The 22,326-nt window shown below is 73.2% G+C and carries 22 protein-coding genes; 11 read left to right on the top strand and 11 right to left on the bottom strand.

Annotated elements, in window-relative coordinates:
* Nucleotides 1-3: 3 nt before the first annotated feature.
* Both ACYVK7_RS12815 and ACYVK7_RS12820 read right to left on the bottom strand, forming a co-directional pair.
* Entirely contained in the window at nt 4-804 is an 801-nt protein-coding gene (locus tag ACYVK7_RS12815; protein ID WP_460888099.1) for an ABC transporter permease, read from the bottom strand.
* Entirely contained in the window at nt 801-1,838 is a 1,038-nt protein-coding gene (locus ACYVK7_RS12820; RefSeq protein ID WP_460888100.1) for an ATP-binding cassette domain-containing protein, read from the bottom strand. Before ACYVK7_RS12820 ends, ACYVK7_RS12815 begins: the two co-directional genes overlap by 4 nt.
* Before the next feature lie 112 nt (nt 1,839-1,950).
* On the opposite strand from ACYVK7_RS12820, the gene ACYVK7_RS12825 reads away from it, so the two are divergent.
* Nucleotides 1,951-2,955 carry a helix-turn-helix transcriptional regulator gene (locus ACYVK7_RS12825; protein WP_460888101.1) on the top strand — a complete coding sequence of 335 codons (1,005 nt, stop codon included), beginning with the start codon at nt 1,951-1,953 and terminating at the stop codon, nt 2,953-2,955.
* A gap of 48 nt (nt 2,956-3,003) precedes the next feature.
* Nucleotides 3,004-3,564 (top strand): hypothetical protein, encoded by a 561-nt coding sequence (locus ACYVK7_RS12830; RefSeq protein WP_460888102.1) that lies wholly within the window; start codon nt 3,004-3,006, stop codon nt 3,562-3,564.
* Nucleotides 3,565-3,581: 17 nt separating this feature from the next.
* On the opposite strand, the gene ACYVK7_RS12835 is transcribed toward ACYVK7_RS12830, so the two are convergent.
* Nucleotides 3,582-4,277, bottom strand: coding sequence for a response regulator (locus ACYVK7_RS12835; protein WP_460888103.1), 696 nt, complete (start codon nt 4,275-4,277; stop codon nt 3,582-3,584).
* Complete coding sequence (locus ACYVK7_RS12840; RefSeq protein ID WP_460888104.1) at nt 4,274-5,956, bottom strand: sensor histidine kinase; 1,683 nt, start codon at nt 5,954-5,956, stop codon at nt 4,274-4,276. The genes ACYVK7_RS12835 and ACYVK7_RS12840 overlap by 4 nt, the downstream gene beginning before the upstream one ends.
* A gap of 167 nt (nt 5,957-6,123) precedes the next feature.
* Here ACYVK7_RS12840 and ACYVK7_RS12845 point away from each other — a divergent pair, with 167 nt between their 5' ends.
* Together ACYVK7_RS12845 and bla are read left to right on the top strand one after the other, a co-directional pair.
* On the top strand, nt 6,124-7,524 hold the full coding sequence (locus tag ACYVK7_RS12845) for a cation:dicarboxylate symporter family transporter (protein WP_460888105.1): 1,401 nt from the start codon (nt 6,124-6,126) through the stop codon (nt 7,522-7,524).
* 118 nt (nt 7,525-7,642) lie between these two features.
* Nucleotides 7,643-8,620 carry a class A beta-lactamase gene (bla, locus tag ACYVK7_RS12850; RefSeq protein WP_460888106.1) on the top strand — a complete coding sequence of 326 codons (978 nt, stop codon included), beginning with the start codon at nt 7,643-7,645 and terminating at the stop codon, nt 8,618-8,620.
* Between the two features lie 4 nt (nt 8,621-8,624).
* Here bla and ACYVK7_RS12855 read toward each other — a convergent pair whose 3' ends face one another.
* From ACYVK7_RS12855 to ACYVK7_RS12875, 5 genes are all read right to left on the bottom strand, one after another.
* Nucleotides 8,625-9,575, bottom strand: a complete 951-nt coding sequence (locus ACYVK7_RS12855) for an AEC family transporter (protein ID WP_460888107.1) — start codon at nt 9,573-9,575, stop codon at nt 8,625-8,627.
* Nucleotides 9,576-9,605: 30 nt separating this feature from the next.
* The gene (locus tag ACYVK7_RS12860) at nt 9,606-10,934 is read right to left on the bottom strand and encodes an enolase C-terminal domain-like protein (RefSeq protein ID WP_460888108.1); all 1,329 of its coding nucleotides are present in this window, start codon (nt 10,932-10,934) and stop codon (nt 9,606-9,608) included.
* A complete protein-coding gene (locus ACYVK7_RS12865; protein ID WP_460888109.1) occupies nt 10,931-12,535 on the bottom strand; it encodes an aldehyde dehydrogenase (NADP(+)) in 1,605 nt (534 codons plus the stop codon). Before ACYVK7_RS12865 ends, ACYVK7_RS12860 begins: the two co-directional genes overlap by 4 nt.
* Nucleotides 12,532-13,482, bottom strand: coding sequence for a 5-dehydro-4-deoxyglucarate dehydratase (kdgD, locus tag ACYVK7_RS12870; RefSeq protein WP_460888110.1), 951 nt, complete (start codon nt 13,480-13,482; stop codon nt 12,532-12,534). The genes ACYVK7_RS12865 and kdgD overlap by 4 nt, the downstream gene beginning before the upstream one ends.
* Before the next feature lie 142 nt (nt 13,483-13,624).
* Nucleotides 13,625-14,509, bottom strand: a complete 885-nt coding sequence (locus ACYVK7_RS12875) for a LysR family transcriptional regulator (RefSeq protein ID WP_460888111.1) — start codon at nt 14,507-14,509, stop codon at nt 13,625-13,627.
* Nucleotides 14,510-14,680: 171 nt separating this feature from the next.
* Between ACYVK7_RS12875 and ACYVK7_RS12880 the strand changes: the two genes are divergently transcribed.
* Genes ACYVK7_RS12880 through ACYVK7_RS12895 form a run of 4 tightly spaced genes read left to right on the top strand, consistent with a single transcriptional unit; the run spans nt 14,681 to nt 18,217 of the window.
* Nucleotides 14,681-15,697, top strand: a complete 1,017-nt coding sequence (locus tag ACYVK7_RS12880) for a tripartite tricarboxylate transporter substrate binding protein (protein ID WP_460888112.1) — start codon at nt 14,681-14,683, stop codon at nt 15,695-15,697.
* A gap of 35 nt (nt 15,698-15,732) precedes the next feature.
* Nucleotides 15,733-16,239 (top strand): tripartite tricarboxylate transporter TctB family protein, encoded by a 507-nt coding sequence (locus ACYVK7_RS12885; RefSeq protein ID WP_460888113.1) that lies wholly within the window; start codon nt 15,733-15,735, stop codon nt 16,237-16,239.
* 47 nt (nt 16,240-16,286) lie between these two features.
* On the top strand, nt 16,287-17,825 hold the full coding sequence (locus tag ACYVK7_RS12890; RefSeq protein ID WP_460888114.1) for a tripartite tricarboxylate transporter permease: 1,539 nt from the start codon (nt 16,287-16,289) through the stop codon (nt 17,823-17,825).
* The gene (locus tag ACYVK7_RS12895) at nt 17,822-18,217 is read left to right on the top strand and encodes a universal stress protein (protein WP_460888115.1); all 396 of its coding nucleotides are present in this window, start codon (nt 17,822-17,824) and stop codon (nt 18,215-18,217) included. The genes ACYVK7_RS12890 and ACYVK7_RS12895 overlap by 4 nt, the downstream gene beginning before the upstream one ends.
* 16 nt (nt 18,218-18,233) lie before the next feature.
* On the opposite strand, the gene ACYVK7_RS12900 is transcribed toward ACYVK7_RS12895, so the two are convergent.
* A complete protein-coding gene (locus ACYVK7_RS12900) occupies nt 18,234-18,950 on the bottom strand; it encodes a FadR/GntR family transcriptional regulator (protein WP_460888116.1) in 717 nt (238 codons plus the stop codon).
* Between the two features lie 28 nt (nt 18,951-18,978).
* On the bottom strand, nt 18,979-20,112 hold the full coding sequence (locus ACYVK7_RS12905) for an L-talarate/galactarate dehydratase (protein ID WP_460888117.1): 1,134 nt from the start codon (nt 20,110-20,112) through the stop codon (nt 18,979-18,981).
* Nucleotides 20,113-20,221: 109 nt separating this feature from the next.
* Here ACYVK7_RS12905 and ACYVK7_RS12910 point away from each other — a divergent pair, with 109 nt between their 5' ends.
* Genes ACYVK7_RS12910 through ACYVK7_RS12920 form a run of 3 tightly spaced genes read left to right on the top strand, consistent with a single transcriptional unit; the run spans nt 20,222 to nt 22,315 of the window.
* Nucleotides 20,222-20,623: an ArsR/SmtB family transcription factor gene (locus ACYVK7_RS12910; RefSeq protein ID WP_460888118.1), complete on the top strand. Its 402-nt coding sequence runs from the start codon at nt 20,222-20,224 to the stop codon at nt 20,621-20,623.
* Nucleotides 20,620-21,390 (top strand): cation transporter, encoded by a 771-nt coding sequence (locus tag ACYVK7_RS12915; RefSeq protein ID WP_460888119.1) that lies wholly within the window; start codon nt 20,620-20,622, stop codon nt 21,388-21,390. Before ACYVK7_RS12910 ends, ACYVK7_RS12915 begins: the two co-directional genes overlap by 4 nt.
* Nucleotides 21,383-22,315, top strand: a complete 933-nt coding sequence (locus tag ACYVK7_RS12920) for a cation diffusion facilitator family transporter (protein WP_460888120.1) — start codon at nt 21,383-21,385, stop codon at nt 22,313-22,315. Before ACYVK7_RS12915 ends, ACYVK7_RS12920 begins: the two co-directional genes overlap by 8 nt.
* The last annotated feature ends 11 nt before the right edge of the window (nt 22,316-22,326 follow it).

The raw sequence follows: 22,326 nt of genomic DNA on the forward strand, positions 1-22,326 counted from the left end.
GCCTCAGTCCGCCGAGCGGACCATCGCACGCACGCCCACCACGAGCCCGAGCACGGCCGTCGCCAGCGCCGCCACCCAGCCCCAGGCCACCGCCGAGGACACGAGGTCGCCGGCGAACGCGGCCCGGCCCGAGTCGACGACGTACCGCAGCGGGTTCACCGTCGACACCGCGCGCATCCACGCCGGGCCGTTCTCCAGCGGCAGGAGCATGCCCGACAGCAGCATCACCGGGAACAGGACGGTCTGCTGCACCACCCAGAACATCCACTCCTGCTTGCGCACGGCGAGCGCCAGCGCGTAGGACAGGGAGCCGACGCCGATCCCGAGCACGGCGAGCTGCAGCAGGGTGAGCGCGGCGCCGAGCGGGTCGGGGCGCAGGCCGAACGGCAGCATGACGAGCAGCACGACGGCGGACTGGGCGACGATCGGCACCATCTCCTTGAGCGCGCGGCCCACGAGCTGCGCGGGGCGGGAGAGCGGGGTGACGAGCATGCGCTCGTGCACGCCCGACGAGAGGTCGAGCTGCAGGTTGGAGCCCGTGACCGACGTGCCGAAGAGCGTGGTCATCGCCAGCACCGCCGGAACGAACCACAACCAGACGTCGCCGCCGAGCGCGCCGCCGGCCGACCCGGCGAGCAGCGGCCCGAACAACCCGAGGAACACCAGCGGCTGCACCAGACCGAAGAGCAGCGAGAACGGGTCGCGGGCCACAGGGCGCAGCTCGCGGACCAGGACGATGCGGGTGTCGCGCAGGAAGCCGCGGCGGGGGAGGCGCTGGGCGGTGGTCAGGGTCGCGGCGCTCATGCCAGGACCTCCTTCGTGGTGGGGTGCTCGGTGGTCAGGTCGTCGGTCAGCGCCTCGTCGACGACCGCGTTCTCCCGCAGGCTGCGACCGGTGAGGCCGAGGAACACGTCGTCGAGGGTGGGGCGTGCGACGTCGACGCGACTGACCGACAGCCCGGCGGCGTCCGCGGCGCGGAGCAGGCCCGGCGTGGCACCCGGCCCGTCGGCCGTGCGGATCTCGACGGTGCTCGCCGTACCGTCCGTCGTGACCCGTACCGTCCGCGTGCCCGGCGCGCGCTCGGCGACCACGGCAGCCTTCGCCGCGTCCTGGGGGCTCACGCGGAGCGTCACGAGGTCGCCGGCCAGCTCCGCCTTGAGGGCGTCGGCGGTGTCGTCCGCGATGACCTGGCCGTGGTCGACGACCAGCACCCGCTCGGCGAACGTGTCCGCCTCGTCGAGGTAGTGGGTGGTCAGCACGATGGTCATGGGCTCGGCCGCGGCGGACCGCATGCGCAGGATGTGCTCCCACAGGTTGGCCCGGCTGTGCGGGTCCAGCCCGGTCGACGGCTCGTCGAGGAACAGCAGCGAGGGCTCGTGGACCAGGCCGACGGCGACGTCGAGGCGGCGCTTCTGGCCGCCGGACAAGCTCTCGACCTTGCGGTCCGCCTGTTCGGTCAGGTCGAGGGCCTCGAGCAGCTCGGCGCCGCGGTGTCGTGCCGTGCGCCGGTCCAGGCCGTAGATCTCGCCCTGCGCGACGAGCTCGTCGCGCACGAGCTGGGACGCGCCGCCGGCGCCGCCCTGGCCCACGTAGCCGATGGCGGCACGTACCCGGTCGGGGTGGGTGGTGACGTCGTACCCGGCGACCTGGGCGGTGCCGGACGTCGGTGGGATGAGCGTGGTGAGCATGCGCAGCGTGGTGGTCTTGCCCGCGCCGTTGGGGCCGAGCACGGCGACCAGCTCGCCGGGCTCGACGTCGAGCGAGATGCCGCGCACGGCGTGCACGGTGCGGCTACGGCTCACCACGAAGTCCTTGGTGAGCGCGTGGGTGCGGATCACCGTGTCTCCTTCTTGCGGTCGGGGGTCCGGCTGTGCGGCCGGTGGCTACGGGGACCACTCTTTCGGCAGTAGCGGTCAGGTCCTGTCCTCTACCGCGTGCGATGCTGGACGGGTGCTCGAGACCTCCGGACGCCTCCTCACCCTCCTGTCGCTGCTCCAGGCCCGGCGGGACTGGCCGGGCGCGCTCCTCGCCGACCGGCTGGGCGTGAGCCCCCGGACGGTGCGGCGCGACGTGGACCGCCTGCGGGAGCTCGGCTACCCCGTGGGCGCCACCAAGGGGCCGGACGGCGGCTACCGCCTCGGCGCGGGTGCCGAGCTACCGCCGCTGCTCTTCGACGACGAGCAGGCCGTCGCGGTGGCGGTCGCGCTGCGCACCGGCACCATCCCGGGCGCCGAGGAGGGGGCGCTGCGGGCGCTGGCCACCATCCGGCAGGTGATGCCGGCCCGGCTCCGGACCAGGCTGGACGCGCTCGAGGTGACCACCGTGCGGCGTCGGACCGGGGCTGCCGAGCCCGTGGTGGACCCCGACCTGCTCCTCGCGCTGGGTTCGGCGTGCCAGGCGCGCGAGGTGGTGCGCTTCGATTACGACGGCGGCACGATGGCCACGGTCGGCGAGGGCGACGGCGCGTTCCGGCCGCCCCGGCGGGCCGAGCCGCACCACCTCGTGACCTCGGAGGGGCGCTGGTACCTCGTCGCCTTCGACCTGGACCGCGACGACTGGCGGCTCTTCCGGGTGGACCGGTTGACGCTCCGCACCGGGACCGGCCCCCGGTTCGTCCGCCGCGAGGTGCCGGGTGGCTCGGTCGCCGGTTTCGTCGGCTCCCGGATCAGCGGGTCCCCGTCCCCGGTGCGGGGCGAGGCGGTGCTGCACGCGCGTGCCGCCGACATCGCGCCCTGGGTGGGCGGCCAGGGCCTGTGCGAGCCGCTGCCCGACGTCGACGGCTCGCCCCGCTGCCGGGTGGTGCTGGGCTCGTGGTCGTGGGGCGGGCTGGCCGGCCGGTTCGGCGCGTTCGACGTGCCGTTCGAGGTGGTGGGCCCGCCCGAGCTCGTCGCGGCGACCGGTGAGCTGGCCGTCCGGTACGCGGCGGCGGCTCCGCGCGGGGCCGGTACCCAGTAGGTTGTGCGCGTTCCTCCCGCCGACCTGCACAGAAGAGAGAACGTGCGCATGACGAAGCTGTCCGACTTCAGCGAGGACGAGCTCGACCAGATCCTCGACGCCCCGGGTGCGGTGCTCAAGGGCGCGACCCTTGCCGACGGGGAGCCGGGTGCCGTCCGGTTCCTGCGCGAGTCCGTGTCGGGGGCCAAGGTGTTCCACGAGGCCCAGGAACACGAGAACGCCCTCGTCCGGTCGGTGGCGACCGCGCTGCGCGACCGGGGCAAGGCACGCGAGGCGGCGGCGGTCGCGGCCGCGGAGAACCCCGCCGCCCAGGTGGGGGTCGCGGCGGCGGCAGCGGCCACGACGGAGGCGGCGAAGGTGGGTGTGCAGCCCGACCCGGAGGGCGCGACGGCCCTGGCGGTCGAGCTGACCGGCGCCGCGGTCGCGCTGCTCCGCGGGCGGGCCGACTCCGCCGACGTCGACGCCTACGGCGCGTGGCTGCTCCGGATCGCCGAGCAGGTCGCCGGAGCGACCAGGTCGAGGACGCGCGGCCTCTTCAGCAAGCGGGTCAAGTTCTCCGAGGGGGAGCGTGCCTACCTCGACCGGCTCGCGGCCGCGATCAAGGGCTGAGCAGCCACGACGAGGAGTCAGACCAGCCGCTGGCGCGCGTACTCGAGCTCCGGCCGCCCGCGCGTCCCGTACCGGGGCGCGCGGGTGGCGACCCCGGCGTCCGCGAGGAACTCCAGGTAGCGCCGCGCCGTGATGCGCGCGAGCCGCAGCTCGTCGGCCACCTCGCTCGCCGACAGTGCCCCGGGCCGCCGTGCGAGCAGGTCCGACACGGAGTCCAGCGTGTCCTGCGACAGCCCCTTCGGGAGCCCGGCGGCGTTGGACGTGCGCAGCGCCGCGAACGCCGTGTCCACCTCGCGCTGGCTCAGCGTCGAGACCGGGGAGCGCATCTGCTCGAAGTACTTGCGGTAGGCGCCGAGCTTCTCGGCGAACGACCCGAACACGAACGGCTTGATCAGGTACTGCACCACGCCGACGGCCACCGCCTCACGCACGGTCTCGAGCTCGCGGGCCGCCGTCACCGCGATCACGTCGACCACCAGGCCCGCGGCGCGCAGCTGGCGGCACAGCACCAGGCCGTGCCGGTCGGGCAGGTTCATGTCCAGCAGGAGCAGGTGCACGTCGGCGCCCTCGGCCCGGGCGTCGCGCAGCGCGCGGACCGTGTCGCCCGCGGTGTGCACCACCCCGGCCAGCTCGAACCCGTCCACCCGGCGCACGAACTCGCCGTGCGCGGCGGCCGTGCGGTGGTCGTCCTCGACGACCAGGACACGGATCATGGTCGGCTCACCGCCCCGCCGACCCGGTCGGGCGGTGCGACGGCGGGCGGGCGGGGGAGCGTGACCGTGAAGACGGCGCCCGCGCCCGGCCCGGTGCCCCGCGACACCTCGACGTCGCCCCCGAGGCTCTCCACCACCTGGCGCACCAGCGCCAGCCCGTAGCCGCGCCCGCCGGCCACCGCGTCCTTGGTGCTCCAGCCCTTGTCGAAGATGCGGTCCGCGTCGGCCTCCGCGACGCCGCTCCCGCTGTCGGAGACCTGGAACACCAGGGACCCGTCGTCGCCGTTGGCGAGGTAGACCTCCACCCACGCCTCCTCCGGTGCGCCCGCCAGCGCCCGGCCGGCCGCCGCGTCGATCGCGTTGTCGATCAGGTTACCGAGCACCGTCACCACGTCGACCGGCTCCAGCCAGTGCGTGCCCGGCGCCAGATGCGTCTCGAAGTGCATCTCCACCGCCCGCTCGCGCGCCTGCGCCGCCTTGCCGAGCACGAGCGCCGCGATGACCGGCTCCTCGATCGCCTGCACCACCCGGTCCGTGAGCCGCTGGCCCAGGTCCCGCTCGCTCGCGACGAACCGCAGCGCCTCGTCGCTGCGGCCCAGCTCGATGAGGGTCGCGATGGTGTGCAGCCGGTTGCTGAAGTCGTGCGTCTGGGCCCGCAGCGCCTCCGAGATGGTGCGCACCGACGACAGCTCCCCGGTGACCCGCTGCAGCTCGGTGCGGTCCCGCAGCGAGACCACCTCACCGACGTTCCGGCCCGATGCCGCCGCGGTGTCGCGGCCCACCAGCAGCACCCGGTCGCCCACCCGGACCGGACCGTCGGGTGCCGCGCCGCCCAGCAGGTCGCGCACCGCCGGGGACAGGCGCGGGTCCGCGACGGCGAACGGTACGGCGAGCTCAGGGACGTCCAACAGCCGCAGCGCCTCGTCGTTGGCGAGCACCACCGTGCCGTCCTCGACGAGCAGCATGCCCTCCTCGACCGAGTGCAGCACCGCCTCGTGCGCCGTGAACAGGTGCGCCAGCTCGTCCGGTCCCTTGCTCTCCGTGATGCGGTCCAGACGGCGCGCCAGCAGCGTCGCCGCCACCGCACCCGTCACGAACGCCAGGAGCGTGCCGATCCCGACGATCACCAGCCGGGGCACGATGCTGTCCCGCAGCCGGTCCAGCGTCACCCCGGCCGAGACGAGGCCGACCACCTCGCCGTCGTCGGCCACGACGGGGACCACCGCACGCACCGACGGGCCGAGCGTGCCGTCGTAGACCTCGGTGAACGTCTCGCCCCGCAGCGCGGGGGCCGTCGTACCGACGAACGAGCCGCCGATCTGCCACGTGTTGCGGTGCGTGTAGCGCGTCCGGTCCGTGTCCATGATCGTCAGGTAGTCGATGCCGGTCACCGCCATGACCCGCTCGGCGTGCGGCTGGAGCCGGCCCGACGCCTCGGCGACCGAGCCCGTACGGTCGTTCCTCGCAGCGGCGTGCGCGCGCGTCACGGTGTCGATCACCAGGGGCTCCGCCGCGATCGTCGCGGCCAGGTCGGTGCTCTCCTCCTCCGCGTGCGTCTCCGCGGACGACCGGGCATCGAGCGCCAGCAGCCCGAACACGATCACCGCACCGGCGAACAGCAGCGCCGTGTGCACCGCGAGGAACCACCTCGCGATGCTCGCACCTCGTCGCTGTGCCACGGACCCATTGTGGCCCGCGCCCGCGATACCGCCGACCGGCCGAGAACCCCGGCTGAGAACACCGGCTGAGAACCCCGGCTGAGAACACTATGGCCGCAATGGTGAGGAACACCGCCCACGCCAGCACTCTTGTCGCTGACCACACAGCGTTGTGAGAGGAACACACCATGGCGGTAACGCAGCCCGCCGGCACCGGGACCACCCCGCGCCGCCGGCTCGACAAGAGTCACTACCTGTACATCGCGGTGATCGTGGCCGTCGTCGCCGGCGTCATCGTCGGACTGGCCTCCCCGGACACCGGAGCGGCGCTGAAGCCGCTCGGCACCGGGTTCGTCGCCCTCATCAAGATGATGATCTCGCCCGTCATCTTCTGCACCATCGTGCTCGGCATCGGCTCCATCGCCAAGGCGGCCACCGTGGGCAGGGTCGGCGGCCTCGCACTGCTCTACTTCCTCGCCATGTCCACGTTCGCGCTCGTGATCGGCCTGGTCGTCGGCAACGTGCTGCACCCGGGCCAGGGCCTGTCCATCGAGGGCGCCACCTACGAGGCGGAAGGCGAGGCCGAGTCCCTCGTCGACTTCGCGCTCGGCATCATCCCCACCACGCTGGTCTCCCCGCTCACCGGCGACTCCGTGCTGCAGACCCTGTTCGTCGCGCTGCTCGTCGGGTTCGCGATCCAGCAGCTCGGCGCTCGCGGCAAGCCCGCGCTGGACGCGATCCGGATCTTCCAGACCATCGTGTTCCGTGTCCTGACGATGATCCTGTGGGTGGCGCCGGTCGGTGCCTTCGGTGCGATCGCCGGCGTCGTGGGCGAGACCGGCTGGGGCGCCGTCGTGGCGCTCGGCACGCTGATGCTCGGGTTCTACGTGACGTGCGTCCTGTTCATCGTCGTCGTGCTCGGCGCCGTGCTGCGGTTCGTGTCCGGCGTGAACATCTTCCGGCTGATGAAGTACCTCGCTCGCGAGTACCTGCTGATCGTCAGCACGTCGTCGTCCGAGGCGGCCCTGCCGCGCCTCATCTCCAAGATGGAGCACCTGGGCGTCTCGAAGCCCGTCGTGGGCATCACCGTGCCGACCGGGTACTCCTTCAACCTGGACGGCACGGCGATCTACCTGACCATGGCCTCGCTGTTCATCGCGTCGGCCCTGGGCACGCCGCTGTCGATCCCCGAGCAGATCGGCATGCTGGCCTTCATGATCATCGCCTCCAAGGGCGCTGCCGGTGTCACGGGCGCCGGCCTGGCGACCCTCGCGGGCGGCCTGCAGACCTACCGTCCCGACCTGGTCGACGGCGTCGGGATCATCGTGGGCATCGACCGCTTCATGTCCGAGGCGCGGGCGCTGACCAACTTCACCGGCAACGCCGTCGCGACCGTCGTGATCGGCACCTGGACGCGCGAGATCGACCGTGGGCGCGTGGACGAGGTCCTCGCGGGCCGACTCCCGTTCGACGAGTCCATGGTGGACGACGCGCACGGCGGTGAGCCCGACGCCGAGTCGACCACCGGTGGCGCCGACGGGCGAGACAGCGGCTCCCGGGAGAAGGTGGTTGAGCCGGCCGCGGTCTGAGCGCCGCGCCCACTGACCGACGGCGGTCCAGGCACTCTGGGGGTGCCTGGACCGCCGTCCTGCGCGCCGGCCTGCGTGCCGGACGGCGCCGGCGCGGCCAGGGCAGCACACTGGTCGCATGCTTCGGAACCTGCGACGGCTGGCGCCTCTGGTCGCCTCGGCCGCACTCGTCCTGTCCGCCTGCACGCCCGGCAGCGCCCAGCCGGCCCCGTCGTCCACGGCCACCGGACCGAGCCCCGCCGGACCGAGCCCCGCCGGCACGGGCTCCGCGGGCCCGGGCTCCGCGGGGCCGAGCGAGCCTCCGCCGGTGCTCGACGTGGCCGGCGAGCTGGACCGCCTCGAGGAGAAGTACCAGGCCACGGTCGGCCTGTACGCGGTCGACACGGGTGACGGGGCGCGGGTGGAGCACCGCGCCGACGAGCGCTTCGCCTTCGCCTCGACCTACAAGGCCCTGGCGGCGGGGGCGGTCCTTGAGCGCAGCGACGCCGACGAGCTCGAGCGCGTCGTCACCTACGACGCCGCGGACCTGGTGGCGTACTCGCCCGTGACCGAGCAGCACGTCGAGACGGGCATGACCATGCTCGAGATCATCGCCGCGGCCGTCGAGACCAGCGACAACACCGCCGGCAACCTCCTGTTCGACGCCGTGGACGGCCCGGCCGGCTTCCAGGAGGCGCTGCGGGCGCTCGGGGACGAGACGACGGTGTCCGCCCGCTACGAGCCAGAGCTGAACGACGTGACGCCCGGCGACGAGCGTGACACCAGCACCGCGCGGGCCCTGGCCGGTGACCTCAGGTCCTACGTGCTCGGGGACGTCCTGGACGACGCCGGGCGCACCATCCTGGTCGAAGCCCTCCGGGGCAGCCGGACGGGTGACGAGACCATCCGCGCGGGCGTGCCCGACGGCTGGGTCGTCGGCAACAAGACCGGCACCACCGGGCACGGGGGCCGTAACGACATCGGCGTGCTCTGGCCGCCCGACGGCGACCCGGTGGTCCTCGCGGTCCTGACCCAGACCGAGGACCCCGAGGCGGAGCCTGACGACGCGCTCCTGGCGGAGGCGACGGCGGTCGCCGTCGAGGCGCTGACCCGCTGAGCCCTCAGCCCAGCAGCAGCGTGACCAGCAGCGACACCGGGAGCGCGAGCAGCATGCTCAGGAGCGTGACATCGCGCACCGACGTCGTCGCCAGCCGGAAGTGGCCCGCGAACAGGAAGACGTTCTGCGCGGTCGGCAGCGCCGCCATGAGCACCACCCCCAGCAGCTCGATGCCGTCGAGCCCGAACAGGAAGCGGCCGGCCGCCCAGGCGAGCGCGGGCATCACCAGTGCCTTGAGCGCGGTGCCGAGCACCACCTCCGCGCGCGCCTCCCGGCCCATCGGCCGCTGTCCGCGCAGCGACATGCCGAACAGCAGCAGGAGGAGCGGCACCGACGCGTTGCCGAGCATCTCGACCGGCTGGGCGAGCACGGCGGGCAGGTCGACGGAGAGCACGGCGGTCAGCAGCCCCAGCGCGGTCGCCACCGTGACGGGGTTGGCGAGCGACCGGCCGAGGGTCGCGCCGAGCCCGCCCGCGGGGTCCGCGACGCCGGCCGCCCGGTCCGCTCGGTGCCGGCACCACGCGAAGACCGACAGGTACAGCGGCGCGATCACCAGCAGCTGCGCGATCAGCACGGAGACCACCGGGGCGGCGCTCCCGACGGCGTAGAGCGCGATCGGCACGCCGATGTTCCCCGCGTTCACGTACGAGCTGGCCATGGCCCCGGCCGCGACCCGCCCGGCGCCGCGCCGGAGCAGACCACCCGCGACCAGGGCGTAGAGCAGCCCCGTCGCCGCCGCCGTGATCAGCGCGATGGGTGTGTACGTGCGCAGCACGGCGCCGAGGTCGGCGTGCGACATCAGCTGGAACATCAGCGCGGGGTTGGTGATGTAGTAGACCAGCGGCGAGATACCCCGCCGCATGGCGTGGGCCTCGCCGGGCAGCACCCACGCGGCCACGTAGCCGATGCCCACCAGCACCAGCACGACCGCGAACCCGAGCAGTACGCCGCTCATGGCCTCAGCCCTCCGGGGACGCTGGACCGCTCAACGGACCAGGCACGGTCGCTTCGGGTCGAACTCCCACCCCTGCACCAGGTACTGCATGGCCACCGCGTCGTCCCGGGCCCCGAGCCCGTGCTCCAGGTAGAGCTGGTGCGCGGCCGCCAGGCGGTCGCGGTCCAGCTCGACGCCGAGCCCCGGCGTCGCCGGCACCTGGATGGCACCGGCACGGATCCGCGGAGGCGCGGTCGTCAGGCCCTGCCCGTCCTGCCAGATCCAGTGCGTGTCCAACGCGGTGATCGCGCCGGGCGCCGCCGCGCCGACGTGCGTGAACATGGCCAGCGAGACGTCGAAGTGGTTGTTGGAGTGCGAACCCCACGTCAGCCCGAACTCGTGGCAGAGCTGCGCCACCCGCACGGAGCCCGCCATGGTCCAGAAGTGCGGGTCGGCCAGCGGGATGTCGACGGCGCCCGCGCGCACGGCGTGCGCCAGCTCGCGCCAATCGGTCGCGATCATGTTGGTGGCGGTCGGCAGGCCCGTCGCGCGGCGGAACTCCGCCATGACCTCGCGGCCGGAGAACCGGCCCTCCGCGCCGCACGGGTCCTCGGCATACGCGACCACGCCGCGCATGCGGTGGCCCAGCCGGATCGCCTCCGCGAGTGGCCAGCCGCCGTTCGGGTCGAGCGTGATGCGGGCACTGGGGAACCGCTCCTTGAGCGCGACGACGGTGTCGACCTCCACGTCGCCCGCCTGCACCCCGCCCTTGAGCTTGAAGTCGGCGAACCCGTAGCGCTCCTGGGCGGCCTCCGCCAGCCGCACGACGTCGCCCGGCGTCATGGCGCGCTCACGCCGCACGCGGCCCCACGCGTCGGACTCGTCGTCGCCGCGCAGGTACGGCAGGTCGGTGGCGTCGGGGTCGCCCACGTAGAAGAGGTAGCCGAGCATCGGCACGCTCTCGCGCTGCGCGCCGTCGCCGAGCAGCTCGGCGACGGGCAGGCCCAGGTCCTGGCCGTGCAGGTCGAGCAGCGCCGACTCCAGGGCGGTGACCGCGTGCACGGTGGTGCGCAGGTCGAAGGTCTGCAGGCCGCGCCCGCCCGCGTCGCGGTCGGCGAAGGCAGCGGAGACGGAGCGCAGCAGACTGCGGTACCGCGCCACCGGCTGCCCGACGACGAGCCGTCCCGCCTCCTCGATCGTGGCCCGGATCTTCTCGCCGCCCGGGACCTCGCCGAGCCCGGTGCGGCCGTCGGAGTCGGTGACGATCGCGATGTTCCGCGTGAAGAACGGGGCGTGCGCGCCGGACAGGTTCAGGAGCATCGAGTCGTGCCCGGCGACGGGCACCACCTCGACGCGCGCGACCGTGGGGTGGGCGCTCACCGGGCCGCCTCCGGCGCCGCGGCCCGCAGCACGCCGTCGACCCGGCGCGCAAGGCCCCACGGGTTGTCCGGCCGGACCGGCTCGGGCAGCAGGTAGTCCGGCAGGTTCTGGTACGCGACAGGGCGCAGGAACCGCTCGATCGCGAGCGTCCCCACCGAGGTGCTGCGGCTGTCCGACGTCGCGGGGAACGGCCCGCCGTGCACCATCGCGTGGCCCACCTCGACGCCGGTGGGCCAGCCGTTCGCGAGGATCCGGCCGGCGGTGCGCTCCAGGACGGGCAGCAGCCGGGCCGCGGTCTCGCGGTCGGCCTCGGTCAGGTGCAGCGTCACGGTGAGCTGCCCCTCCAGGCCGGCAACGGCGGCCAGCAGCTCGTCGGCGTCCGCGTACCGGACCACGAGCGAGGCGGCGCCGAAGATCTCGGCCTGCAGCACCGGGTTGTCCAGCAGGGTGGTCACGTCACTCGCGAAGAGCGCGGGTGGCGGCGCGTTGCGGGTGTCGCCGGGAGCGCCTGCCCCGACAAGCCGGACGCCGCCCTGGGCGGCCAGCGTGTCCACCCCCTGCTGCCACGCCTCGGCGATGCCTGCCGTGAGCATGGTCTGCCCGGCGGCGGCCGCCGCGGCCCGACCGGCGGCCTCGACGAACGCGTCGCCGCGGGGCCCTGCGGGCACGAACACCAGGCCGGGCGCCGTGCAGAGCTGGCCCGACGAGCCGGTCACCGACGTGAGATAGCCGGCGGCGAGGGAATCGACGTCGCCGGCCAGAGCGCCGTCGAGCAGGATGGTCGGGTTGATCGAGCTCATCTCCGCGTACACCGGGATGGGCACGGGCCGGGCCGCCGCGGCGGCGACCAGCGCGAGGCCACCCGCGCGGGAGCCGGTGAAGCCGACCGCCTGGATCGCCGGGTCGGACACGAGTGCCTGGCCCACCACCTTGCCAGGTCCGTAGACCAGGGAGAACACGCCGGGGTGCAGGCCGCACGCCGCGACGGCGTCCGCCACCGCGCGGGCCACGAGCTCGGCCGTGCCCGGGTGCGCGTTGTGCGCCTTGACCACCACGGGGCAGCCCGCGGCGAGCGCCGAGGCGGTGTCGCCGCCCGCCGTGGAGAAGGCGAGCGGGAAGTTGCTCGCGCCGAACACGGCGACGGGGCCGAGAGGTACCTTGCGCTGCCGGATCTCGGCGCGCGGCAGGGGGGTGCGGTCGGGCAGGGCGGGGTCGATCCGCACGCCGCGGTGGTCTCCCTGGCGTACCACCTGGGCGAACAGGCGCAGCTGTCCGGTGGTGCGGGCTACCTCGCCGGTGAGGCGGGCCGTGGGGAGGCCGGTCTCGCGGGCGGCGCGCGCGACGACGTCGGGCGCCAGGGCGTCGATGTTCGCCGCGATCTGCTCGAGGAACCGGGCGTGGGGCTCGGGGGCGAGCGCGGAGAAGGAGGGGAGGGCCTCCTGCGCGGCGGCGGTGGCCCGGGCTACCTGGTCCTCGCCGAGCAGCGAGTAGGCGGGTTCGACGCTCTGGCCGGTCGCCGGGTCCTGGGCGGCGAAGGTGCCTGCGGTGCCGACCAGCGGTGTGCCGGCGACCAGCGAGTGCCCGGTGAGCTGGGTGGTCATCGCGGGTGTCCTTCCGTGGGGGACTCGGGGTGGATGTCGGCGGCCTTGATCAGCGTGGTGAGGTCCGCGAGGTCCTGGGCGGCCAGGTCCTGCAGGGGCGGGCGCACGCTGCCCAGGTCGCGGCCCACGGCCTTGAGGCCGCCCTTGACGATGGACACCCCGTAGCCCTTGGCGCGGTCGCGGATGTCGAGGTAGGGCAGCACGAAGCGGCTCAGCTTCTCGGTGACGGCCGCGTGGTCCTGGTGGCGTACGTCCTGGTAGAAGGCGAGGGCGAACTCGGGCACGAAGTTGTACATGGCTGAGGAGTACGTGCTCATGCCGAGCTGCAGGAGCGGCAGGGCGAAGGTCTCGGCGGTGGGCAGGCCGCCCAGGTAGAACAGGCGGTCGCCGTTGACGGTGTAGACGCGAGTGAGCTGCTCGATGTCGCCGAGCGCGTCCTTGAACCCGATGAAGTTGCGGTGCCGCTCGGCGAGCCGGGCCACGGTCTGCGCGGAGTAGACGGCGTTGCCGCGGTTGTAGACGATGACGCCGAGGCTCGTCGAGGCGCAGACGGCGGAGGCGTGCTCGAGGAGCCCGTCCTGGTCGCACTCGGTCAGGTACGGGGGCAGCAAGAGGAGCCCCTCGGCGCCGGCGGCCTCGGCGGCGCGGGCGTTCTGGATCGCCTGGGCGGTGTTGCCGCCGGCGCTGCCGAGCACCGGGGTACGTCCGGCGGCGGTCCGGACGGCGAGCCGCACCACGCGCGCGGACTCCTCGGGGGTCAGGCTGAAGCCCTCGCCCGTTCCGCCGGCGGCGAAGAGCCCGCCGACGTCGAAGCTCGACTGCCAGTCGATGTGCTCGCGGTACCGCTCCTCGTCGACTTCGCCCTGCGGGGTGAACGGGGTGACCGGGAACGAGAGCAGCCCGTCCTTGAGGACGGCGGCGAGCTCTTGCGGTGCGTACGTGGCCACGGTGGCCCCTCCTATGACTTGGCCCGGCTGGACGCCGCCAACCTAGGAACGTCCGACGATGCCTGTCCAAGCCCGATTTGGCATCGGCTGATACTCCCCAGGTATCGCTCTCCTGTTCAGCGCGGTGGGTCGGTGCGGCGGGTCAGTGCGGCGGGGAGTGGAGGAAGCGGAGGAACTCGTGCAGGGCCGGGTTCTTCGACTCGCGGTTCCAGATGGCGTGCAGCTCGACCACCCCGTGGGGCACGTCGCCCAGCTCCTGGAACGTCACGCCGGACAGGCCCAGCAGGCGCGCCGACTCGGGGACGAACGCCACGCCGCGGCCGGCCGCGACCAGCGAGCACATGGTCAGGATCTGGCTGACGACGTGCACGACGGCGGAGTGCTCGAGCGGGACGTACCGCACCACCATGTCGTAGAAGTACCTGGCCCGGGTGGGGTGATGGCCGATGATCGGCTGGTCGCGCAGGTCGCCGACGGCGACGGGGCGGTCCGTCCGGGCGAGCGGGTGCCCTTCCGGCACGGCGAGCACCAGGTCCTCCGACAGGAGCAGCCGGGAGTCGAAGCTCTCCTGGTCGAACGGCGGACGGCCGAGCGCGAGGTCGAGCTCGCCGCGCCGGATCGCCTCGATCTGCTCGACGGTGACGAGCTCCTGGAGGTCCAGGTCGACGTCGGGCATGAACTCGGCGATCTCCTGGACCAGTGTGCCGAGCAGGCTGAACCCGGACGCCGCGGTGAACCCGAGGCGGAGCACGCCGGCGCGGCCCGCGGCGATCTTCCGGGCCAGCGCGGGTGCGGCGTCGGCGGCGGTGAGGAGGCGGCGGGCCTCCGCGAGGAACACCGCGCCCGCCGTCGTCAGCTCGACGTGCCGGTTGTCCCGCTCCAGGAGCGGGACCCCGACGGCACGCTCGAGCTTCTGGATCTGACGGCTCAGCGGGGGCTGGGTCATGGAGAGCCGCTCGGCGGCACGGCCGAAGTGGAGCTCCTCGGCGACGGCGACGAAGCAGCGGACCTGATCGAGGGTGTACACGATGGCCTTTCCGGGGATTGATGCATTCCGAGAATCAAGCAATGCAGTAAGAGGCTTAGACAGGCATCGTATGGGCTTCCTATGCTCAACGCCCGACGGCCTCCACCCGTCCAAGATCTCCATTCCGTCCAAGATCTCCATCCGTCCAAGATCTCAATGAGGAGAGCTGTGATGACATCTCTGACCCGCCCGGCACACACCCGCAGGGTCCTCCTGGGCGCAGCGGCGGCCGGTGCCGCCCTGACCCTCGCCGCGTGCGGAGGGAACGTGGCCGGCGGGGCCGACGCCGCCGGTGCCGAGTTCCCGACCGGTCCCGTGACCATCACGGTGGGCCAGGACGCCGGCGGCTCCACCGACCTCATCGCGCGCGCCGTCGCCGACGGCATGGCCGAGGACCTCGGCGTGTCCGTACCGGTCGTGAACCGGGCGGGTGCGAACGGCGCGCTGGCCACCGAGGAGGTCGCGGCCGAGCCCGCCGACGGCCACGAGCTGGTGCTGCTGAACGCTTCCCTCATCACGATCACGCCGCTGGCCGTGTCGGACGACGAGGCGGTGGACCTGAGCGACCTCGACGTGCTCAAGGGCCTGTCCCAGGACGACTACGTGCTGCTCGCCAGCGCGGAGTCCGGCTTCGAGAACCTGAAGGACCTCCAGGACGCGTCCGGCGACATCACGTACGGCACCACCGGGGTGGGCACGGGCTCGCAGCTCGCGCAGGCCGCGCTGTTCGCACAGGCAAAGATCGACGGCACCGCCGTCCCGTTCGACTCCGGGTCGCCCGCGCTCACCGCCGTCGTCGGGGACCAGGTGCAGGTCGCGACCGTGCAGCTCGGCGAGGCCAAGCCGCAGATCGACGCGGGCAAGGTCGTGCCGCTGCTGGCCTTCTCCGCCGAGCGCAACCAGTTCCTGCCCGACGTGCCGACCGCCGTCGAGGAGGGCTACGACGTGCCCGTCTCCCAGTACCGGGCCGTCGCCGCGCCGAAGGGCCTGCCCGAGGACGTCAAGGCCCGGCTCGTCGAGTCGATCGACGCGGCCATCGCCGCGGACACCTACACGGCGTTCAACGAGAACAACCTCCTCACCCCGCACGAGATCACCGGCGAAGAGGTCACGGCCGAGTGGACGGAGCTCGCCGAGAAGTACCGCGCGCTCACCGAGGAGTACGACATCAGCCTCGCGGAAGGCTGAGCGGACCCGTGGCAACGGCAACCGAGGAGGCACACGTGGACAGCGCCGCGGCTGGCGAACGGGCCGACGAGCGGGCCGACGGCCCGGCCGAGGACATGCAGCCGCCCGCCGGCGGGGTCGCGAACCTGGCCGCCTGCCTGGTGACCGCGGCCGTCGGCGTTGCCGGTGCGGCGGCGGCGCTGGGCCTCGGCCTCGGCACCCCCGCGCAGCCGGGCGCCGGACTGTGGCCGCTGGCCGTCAGCGTCGCCGTCCTGGTGCTGTCGCTCGCCCAGGCGCTGATCGGACGAGGGGGCGGTGACGGGGAGAAGTTCTCCCGGTACTCGTGGCTGTCCCTGGCCGGGCTCGCGACCCTCCTCGGTCTCGTGGCGCTGCTGCCCGTGATCGGTTTCGAGATCCCGTCCCTGCTGCTCAGCGTCGTCTGGATGAAGTTCCTCGGCGGCGAGACGTGGCGGTCGGCCGTCCTGTGCTCCGTGCTCGTCGTCGGCGTGCTCTACGCGGTCTTCGTCGGCGCGCTCGGCACCAACATCCCGCACCTCTTCTGACCTGCTGAGCGCACCGCCGCCTCAGACCCCACCCAAGGGAACCGCCCGTGGAATCGCTGCAGAACGTCGCCGACGGCTTCGCCGTCGTGCTGGAACCGACCAACCTCCTGTACTGCCTGGTCGGGGTGGTCATCGGCATGCTCATCGGGGTGCTGCCCGGCCTCGGCCCCGCCGCCACGATCGCCATCCTGCTGCCGCTGACCTACGGCGTCGAACCCGTCACCGCGATCATCATGCTCGCGGGCATCTTCTACGGCGCCCAGTACGGCGGCACCATCACCTCGGTGCTGCTGCGCCTGCCGGGCGAGGCGAGCTCCGTCGTCACCGTCCTGGACGGGCACGCCCTCGCCAAGCAGGGCCGGGCCGGCACCGCGCTCGGCGTCGCCGCCGTCGGCTCGTTCGTCGGCGGCACCGTCGCCATCGTCGGGCTGACCTTCCTCGCGCCGCTAGTCGCGGGCTTCGCCCTCGACTTCGGCCCGCCCGAGTACACGGCACTCGCCCTCGTCGGCATCCTCCTGGTCGCGACCATCGCCTCGGGCGCCAAGGTCAAGGCCCTCGTCGCCGCCGCCGTCGGCCTGCTGCTCGCCACCATCGGGCGCGACGCCTTCACAGGCGCCGAACGGTTCACGTTCGACAGCCTCAGCCTGGCCGACGGCATTGACTTCGTCCCCGTCGCCATGGGCCTGTTCGGCCTGGGCGAGATCCTCTACAACCTGGAGGAGCGGCACCGCGCCGTGTCGGCGCCCGGCAAGGTGACGAACGTCTGGCCCAGCCGCAAGGACCTCAAGGAGTCGTCCGGCGCCGTGGCCCGCGGATCGGTGCTCGGGTTCTTCCTCGGCATCCTCCCCGGAGGCGGCGCCACCATCTCCTCCATGGCGGCCTACGCCGCCGAGAAGAAGCGCGCCAAGGACCCGAGCCGGTTCGGCAAGGGCGCCATCGAGGGCGTCGCCGGGCCGGAGACCGCCAACAACGCCGCCGCCACCAGCTCGTTCATCCCGCTGCTCACCCTCGGCATCCCCGCCAACGCGACCATGGCGCTCATGTTCGGCGCGCTGCTCATCCAGGGAGTCACCCCCGGCCCGCAGCTCGTGACCGAGGACCCCGAGCTGTTCTGGGGCGTCGTCAACTCCATGTACATCGGCAACGTGCTGCTCCTGATCATGTCCATCCCGCTGGTGGGCGTCTTCGTCCGGATCCTGCGCGTGCGCGCCGCGATCCTCGCGCCCGTCACCGCGCTGATCACCATGATCGGCGCCTACACCATCAACAACTCCGTCTTCGACGTGCTCCTCGTCGTCCTGTTCGGCGCCGTCGGCTACCTCATGAAGAAGTTCGGGTTCGAGCCCGGCCCCCTCGTGCTGGCGTTCGTGCTGGGCTCCCTGCTGGAGTCCAGCCTGCGGCGCTCGCTGCTGATGTTCGACGGCTCAGCGACCGGCTTCCTCACCCGGCCCATCTCCGCGACGCTCCTGGTGCTGTTCGTGGTGGTGGCCGTGCTGCCGCTGGTCCGGTCGGCCCGCGAGCGGCGGGCGGCCCGGACGGCGGCGGGAGACACATCAGCGCAGGACCGAGAGGAAGAGTCAGTATGAGCATCGTCGTCGGCTATGTGCCCACGCCCGCAGGGGAGGCCGCCGTGCGCGCGGCGATCGCCGAGGCCGTCCTCAGGGACGAAGGGCTGCTGGTCGTGAACTCGGCGCGGGAGGGCTCCCTGGTCGAGTCGACGGTCGCAACGGACGAGGACCTCTCCCGGGTGCTCGCGCTGGCCCAGGACGCCGGGGTGCGCGCCGAGGTGGTGCGGGGCACGCACCGCGACGACTTCACCGACGAGATCCTCGACCTGGCCGAGCAGCACGACGCCACGCTGATCGTGATCGGCCTGCGCCGGCGCAGCACGGTGGGCAAGTTCATCATGGGCTCGGTGGCCCAGCGCATCCTCCTCCAGGCGGACCACCCGGTCCTGGCGGTCAAGCCCCCGCGCTGACCGCCCGGGGGAGAGGTCAGATCCGCCCGTCGGCGGACGACTCCTGGAGCAGGCGGCGGCGCGAGGCCGCCAGGTGGACCCGCATCGCCGCCGACGCGGCGAGCGGGTCCTGTGCGTCCAGGGCCTCGAGCACGGCGCGGTGCTCGTGGACGACGGCGGCGAAGCGGTCGCCGTCGGGAGGCCCGTCCGCGGCCGGCCCGGGCTGGTCGAGCCGGCCGCGGGGCATGGCGATCATCTGCGGTCCGAGCCGGTCCAGCGCCTCCAGCAGGAACCGGTTGGCCGCGGCCTCGGCCACGAGCCGGTGGAACGCGAAGTCGTGCCGCATCGCCGTGGCAGGGTGCCCGCCGGACGCGGCCAGGGCGCCGAGGTGGTCGCCGAGCGCGGCCAGCTGGGCGGGCGTGCGGCGGGTCGCGGCGAGCGCCGCTGCCTCGGCCTCCAGCGCGAGGCGGTACTCCACGAGGGCGAGGCGGTCGTCCAGCGACCGGGCGAGGGGCGGCGCGCCGTCGGTGCCGTCCGCCGGGGGAGTGAGCGCGTAGCTGCCGCTGCCCCGGCGGGTGTGGACCAGCCCCTCCAGGTTGAGGCGGGCGATCGCCTCCCGCACGACGGTGCGGCTGACCTGGTGCTCTGCCGCGAGGCGAGGCTCGCTCGGGAGCTTGTCGCCCGGTGCGATGTCGCCGCTCACGATGCGGGTCCGCAGCGTCTCCACGAGTGTGCCGCTCAGTGTCTGGGCCATGCCCTCATGCTTCCATCGGCGGAGAGGTTCAGCGCGCGCCGAAGGTGGCGGTGTCCGTGGTCCACGCGCGCGCCTGGTCGCTCAGCGTGACACCCAGGCCCGGGCGGTCCGGGACGAGCATGCGGCCGTCCGTGGTCTCCAAGCGCTCGTCGAACAGCGGGTCGAGCCAGTCGAAGTGCTCCACCCACGGCTCGCGCGGGTAGGTCGCCGCCAGGTGGAGATGGATCTCCATCGCGAAGTGCGGCGCGAGGTCGAGGCCGGCCTGGTCGGCGAGCGTGAGCAGGCGCAGGAACTGGGTGATGCCTCCGACGCGCGGTGCGTCCGGCTGGATGATGTCGCACGCACGGGTCGCGATGAGGCGCTCGTGCTCGGCGACCGACGCCAGCATCTCGCCGGTGGCGATCGGGGTGTCCAGGGCGGCGGCGAGCGCGGCATGGCCCTCGGCGTCGTAGGCGTCCAGCGGCTCCTCGATCCAGTCGAGGTCGAACTGCTCGAGACGCCGGCCCATGCGCAGGGCGGTGGTGCGGTCCCACTGCTGGTTGGCGTCGACCATGAGGGGTACGTCCGGGCCGATGTGCGCGCGTACGGCCTCGACCCGGGCCAGGTCCTGCCGGCCGTCGGGCAGGCCGACCTTGATCTTGATGCCGCCGATCCCCTCGGCGATCGAACGGCTCGCGCGCTCGGTGACCTCCTCGACGCTCGCGTTCAGGAAGCCGCCGGAGGTGTTGTAGGTGCGCACGGAGTCGCGGTGCGCCCCGAGCAGCTTGGCGAGCGGCAGGCCTGCGCGCTTGGCCTTGAGGTCGTACAGCGCGATGTCGATGGCGGCCAGCGCCTGGGTCGCCACGCCGGAGCGGCCCACCGAGGCGCCGGCCCAGAGCAGCTTCGTGTACAGCTTGGCGATGTCGTTGGGATCCTCGCCGACGGCGGCCTGTGCCACCTCCTTCGCGTGCGTGTACTGGGCGGGGCCGCCCGCGCGCTTGGAGTAGGAGAAGCCGAGCCCCTCGAACCCCTGCTCGGTGGTGATCTCCGCGACCAGGAACACGACCTCGGTCATCGGCTTCTGCCGGCCGGTGAAGACCTTGGCGTCCGAGATGGCGGTGGCCAGCGGCAGTGTGAGGGTCGAGAGTCGCACCGTCCGGACGGCGTCGGGGTGGTAGGTCATGGCGCTCCTTTGCGATGGGTGTGCAAGCGAGTATACAAGTAAGGAAGTGGTACGACAGGTGCATGGACCGCCTGCCGTGCCGTGCGGTTCGGTTTGCTAACATCGTCAAATGGCGATGACAGAGGTGATCGACGATCGTGCCCCCGACGGTCCAGCGGCGATGGCGGTGGCGGCCTGTCTGTTCCACGGGTTCTCGGACCCGTCGCGGCTGGCGATCCTGCGACACCTCGCGCTCGGTGAGCACCGGGTCGTCGACCTGACCGGGCACCTCGGCCTGGCGCAGTCGACCGTGTCCAAGCACCTGGCCTGCCTGCGCGACTGCGGGCTGGTCGAGTCCCGGCCGCAGGGCAGGGCCTCGGTGTGCTCGCTGACCCACCCGGAGGCGACGCTCGCCGTGCTGGAGTCCGCCGAGCACCTGCTCGCGCTGACCGGGGACTCCGTGGTGCTCTGCCCGATGTACGGGGTCGAGGGCTCCGCCGTGCAGGCGACGGCGCGGGACGGGGCGTCGTGAGCGCGCAGCCGATCGACGCGCCGGCGCGGCCGCCCGAGGACGCGCCGGGCCCTGCCGGGGCACCCGCCGGAACCTCCGCCCGGACTTCCGCCCGGACGACGGAGGAGCTGACGCGCCGCGGGCTGCGTCTGGCGCGGATCACCGTCGCCTACAACGTGGCCGAGGGGGTCCTGGCGGTCGCGGCGGGCATCGCGGCCGGGCTGGTCTCCGTGATCGGGTACGGCATCGACTCGGGCATCGAGTCGGTCGCCGCCGTGCTCGTGGGTCTCCGGCTGGCCGCCCGGCTGCGGCACGGCGAGGCCGACGAGCGCAGGGAGCTGATCACGCTGCGAGTCGTGGCGGTCACCTTCTTCCTCCTGGCCGCGTACCTCACGGTCGAGGGGGTCCGCGGCCTCGTGGCCGGCGACACGCCACGGGGATCACCCGTCGCCATCGTGCTCCTGGTCGCGTCGCTCGTGGTCATGCCGCTGCTGGCCGCGGCGAAGCGCCGCGTCGGGATCGCCCTGGACGACCCGCTCGTCCTCGCCGACGCGGCGGAGACCCGGATCAACGTGCTCCTGTCCCTGTCCACGCTGCTCGGCCTGGTCGTCTTCGCGCTGACCGGCGCCGGCTGGGTGGACGCGGTGGCCGGCTTCGTGATCGCGGCGTTCGCGATCCGCGAGGGCAGAGAGGCCTGGGCGGGCAGGCTGGAGCACGACCACGTCCACGACCACGACGCGGAGTGCGAGCACGACGCCGACCAGGGGAGGGCCCCGGCCGATGCCTGACCATCAGCACCACCACGGCGCCCACGGTGCCCCCGGCGACCAGACCAACCGGCGGCGCCTCGCGATCGCGTTCGGGACCACCGCGGTGGTCTTCGTGGCCCAGGCTGTCGGCGCGGTGCTCACCGGGAGCCTCGCGCTCCTCGTCGACACGGGCCACATGCTCACCGACGTCGCGGGGCTCGGCATCGCGCTGTTCGCCGCGTCGCTCGCGCTCCGGCCACCGTCACCACGGCGCACCTGGGGCTTTCGCCGGGCCGAGGTGCTGGCGGCGCTGGCCCAGGCGGCCGTGCTGCTCGCCGTGGGCATCTACGCGCTGGTCGAGGGTATCGGCCGCCTGGTCGGTCCGGCACAGGCCCCCGGCCCCGGCCTGCTGGTGTTCGGCATCGTCGGCCTGGTCGGCAACCTCGTGGCGCTGCTCGTGCTCGCGGGCGGCCGGTCGGCGTCGCTCAACCTGCGCGCCGCCTTTCTCGAGGTGGCGAACGACGCGCTCGGGTCGGTGGCCGTGATCGTGGCGGCCGTCGTGATCGCGACTACCGGCTGGCAGCGGGCGGATGCCGTGGCGGGCCTGCTCATCGCCGTGCTGATCCTGCCGCGGGCGGCCAGGCTCCTGGCCGACTCGGCGAACGTGCTGCTGGAGGCCACGCCTGCCGGCATCGACCTCGACCAGGTGCGGGCCCGGCTGCTGGAGGTGGAGAACGTCGAGGCGGTGCACGACCTGCACGCATCCCTCGTCGCCACCGGGCTGCCCACCATCAGCGCGCACGTGGTGGTCCGGGACGCCTGCTTCCGCGACGGGCACGCGCCACCGGTCCTCGACGCCCTGCAGCGGTGCGTGGCCACCGAGTTCGCCGTGCCGATGGCGCACTCGACCTTCCAGCTCGAACCCTCCGAGCACGCGCGGCACGAGGCGCCGACGCACGCGTGACGGCGTCCGGC

It is taken from the genome of Promicromonospora xylanilytica (assembly GCF_054782895.1).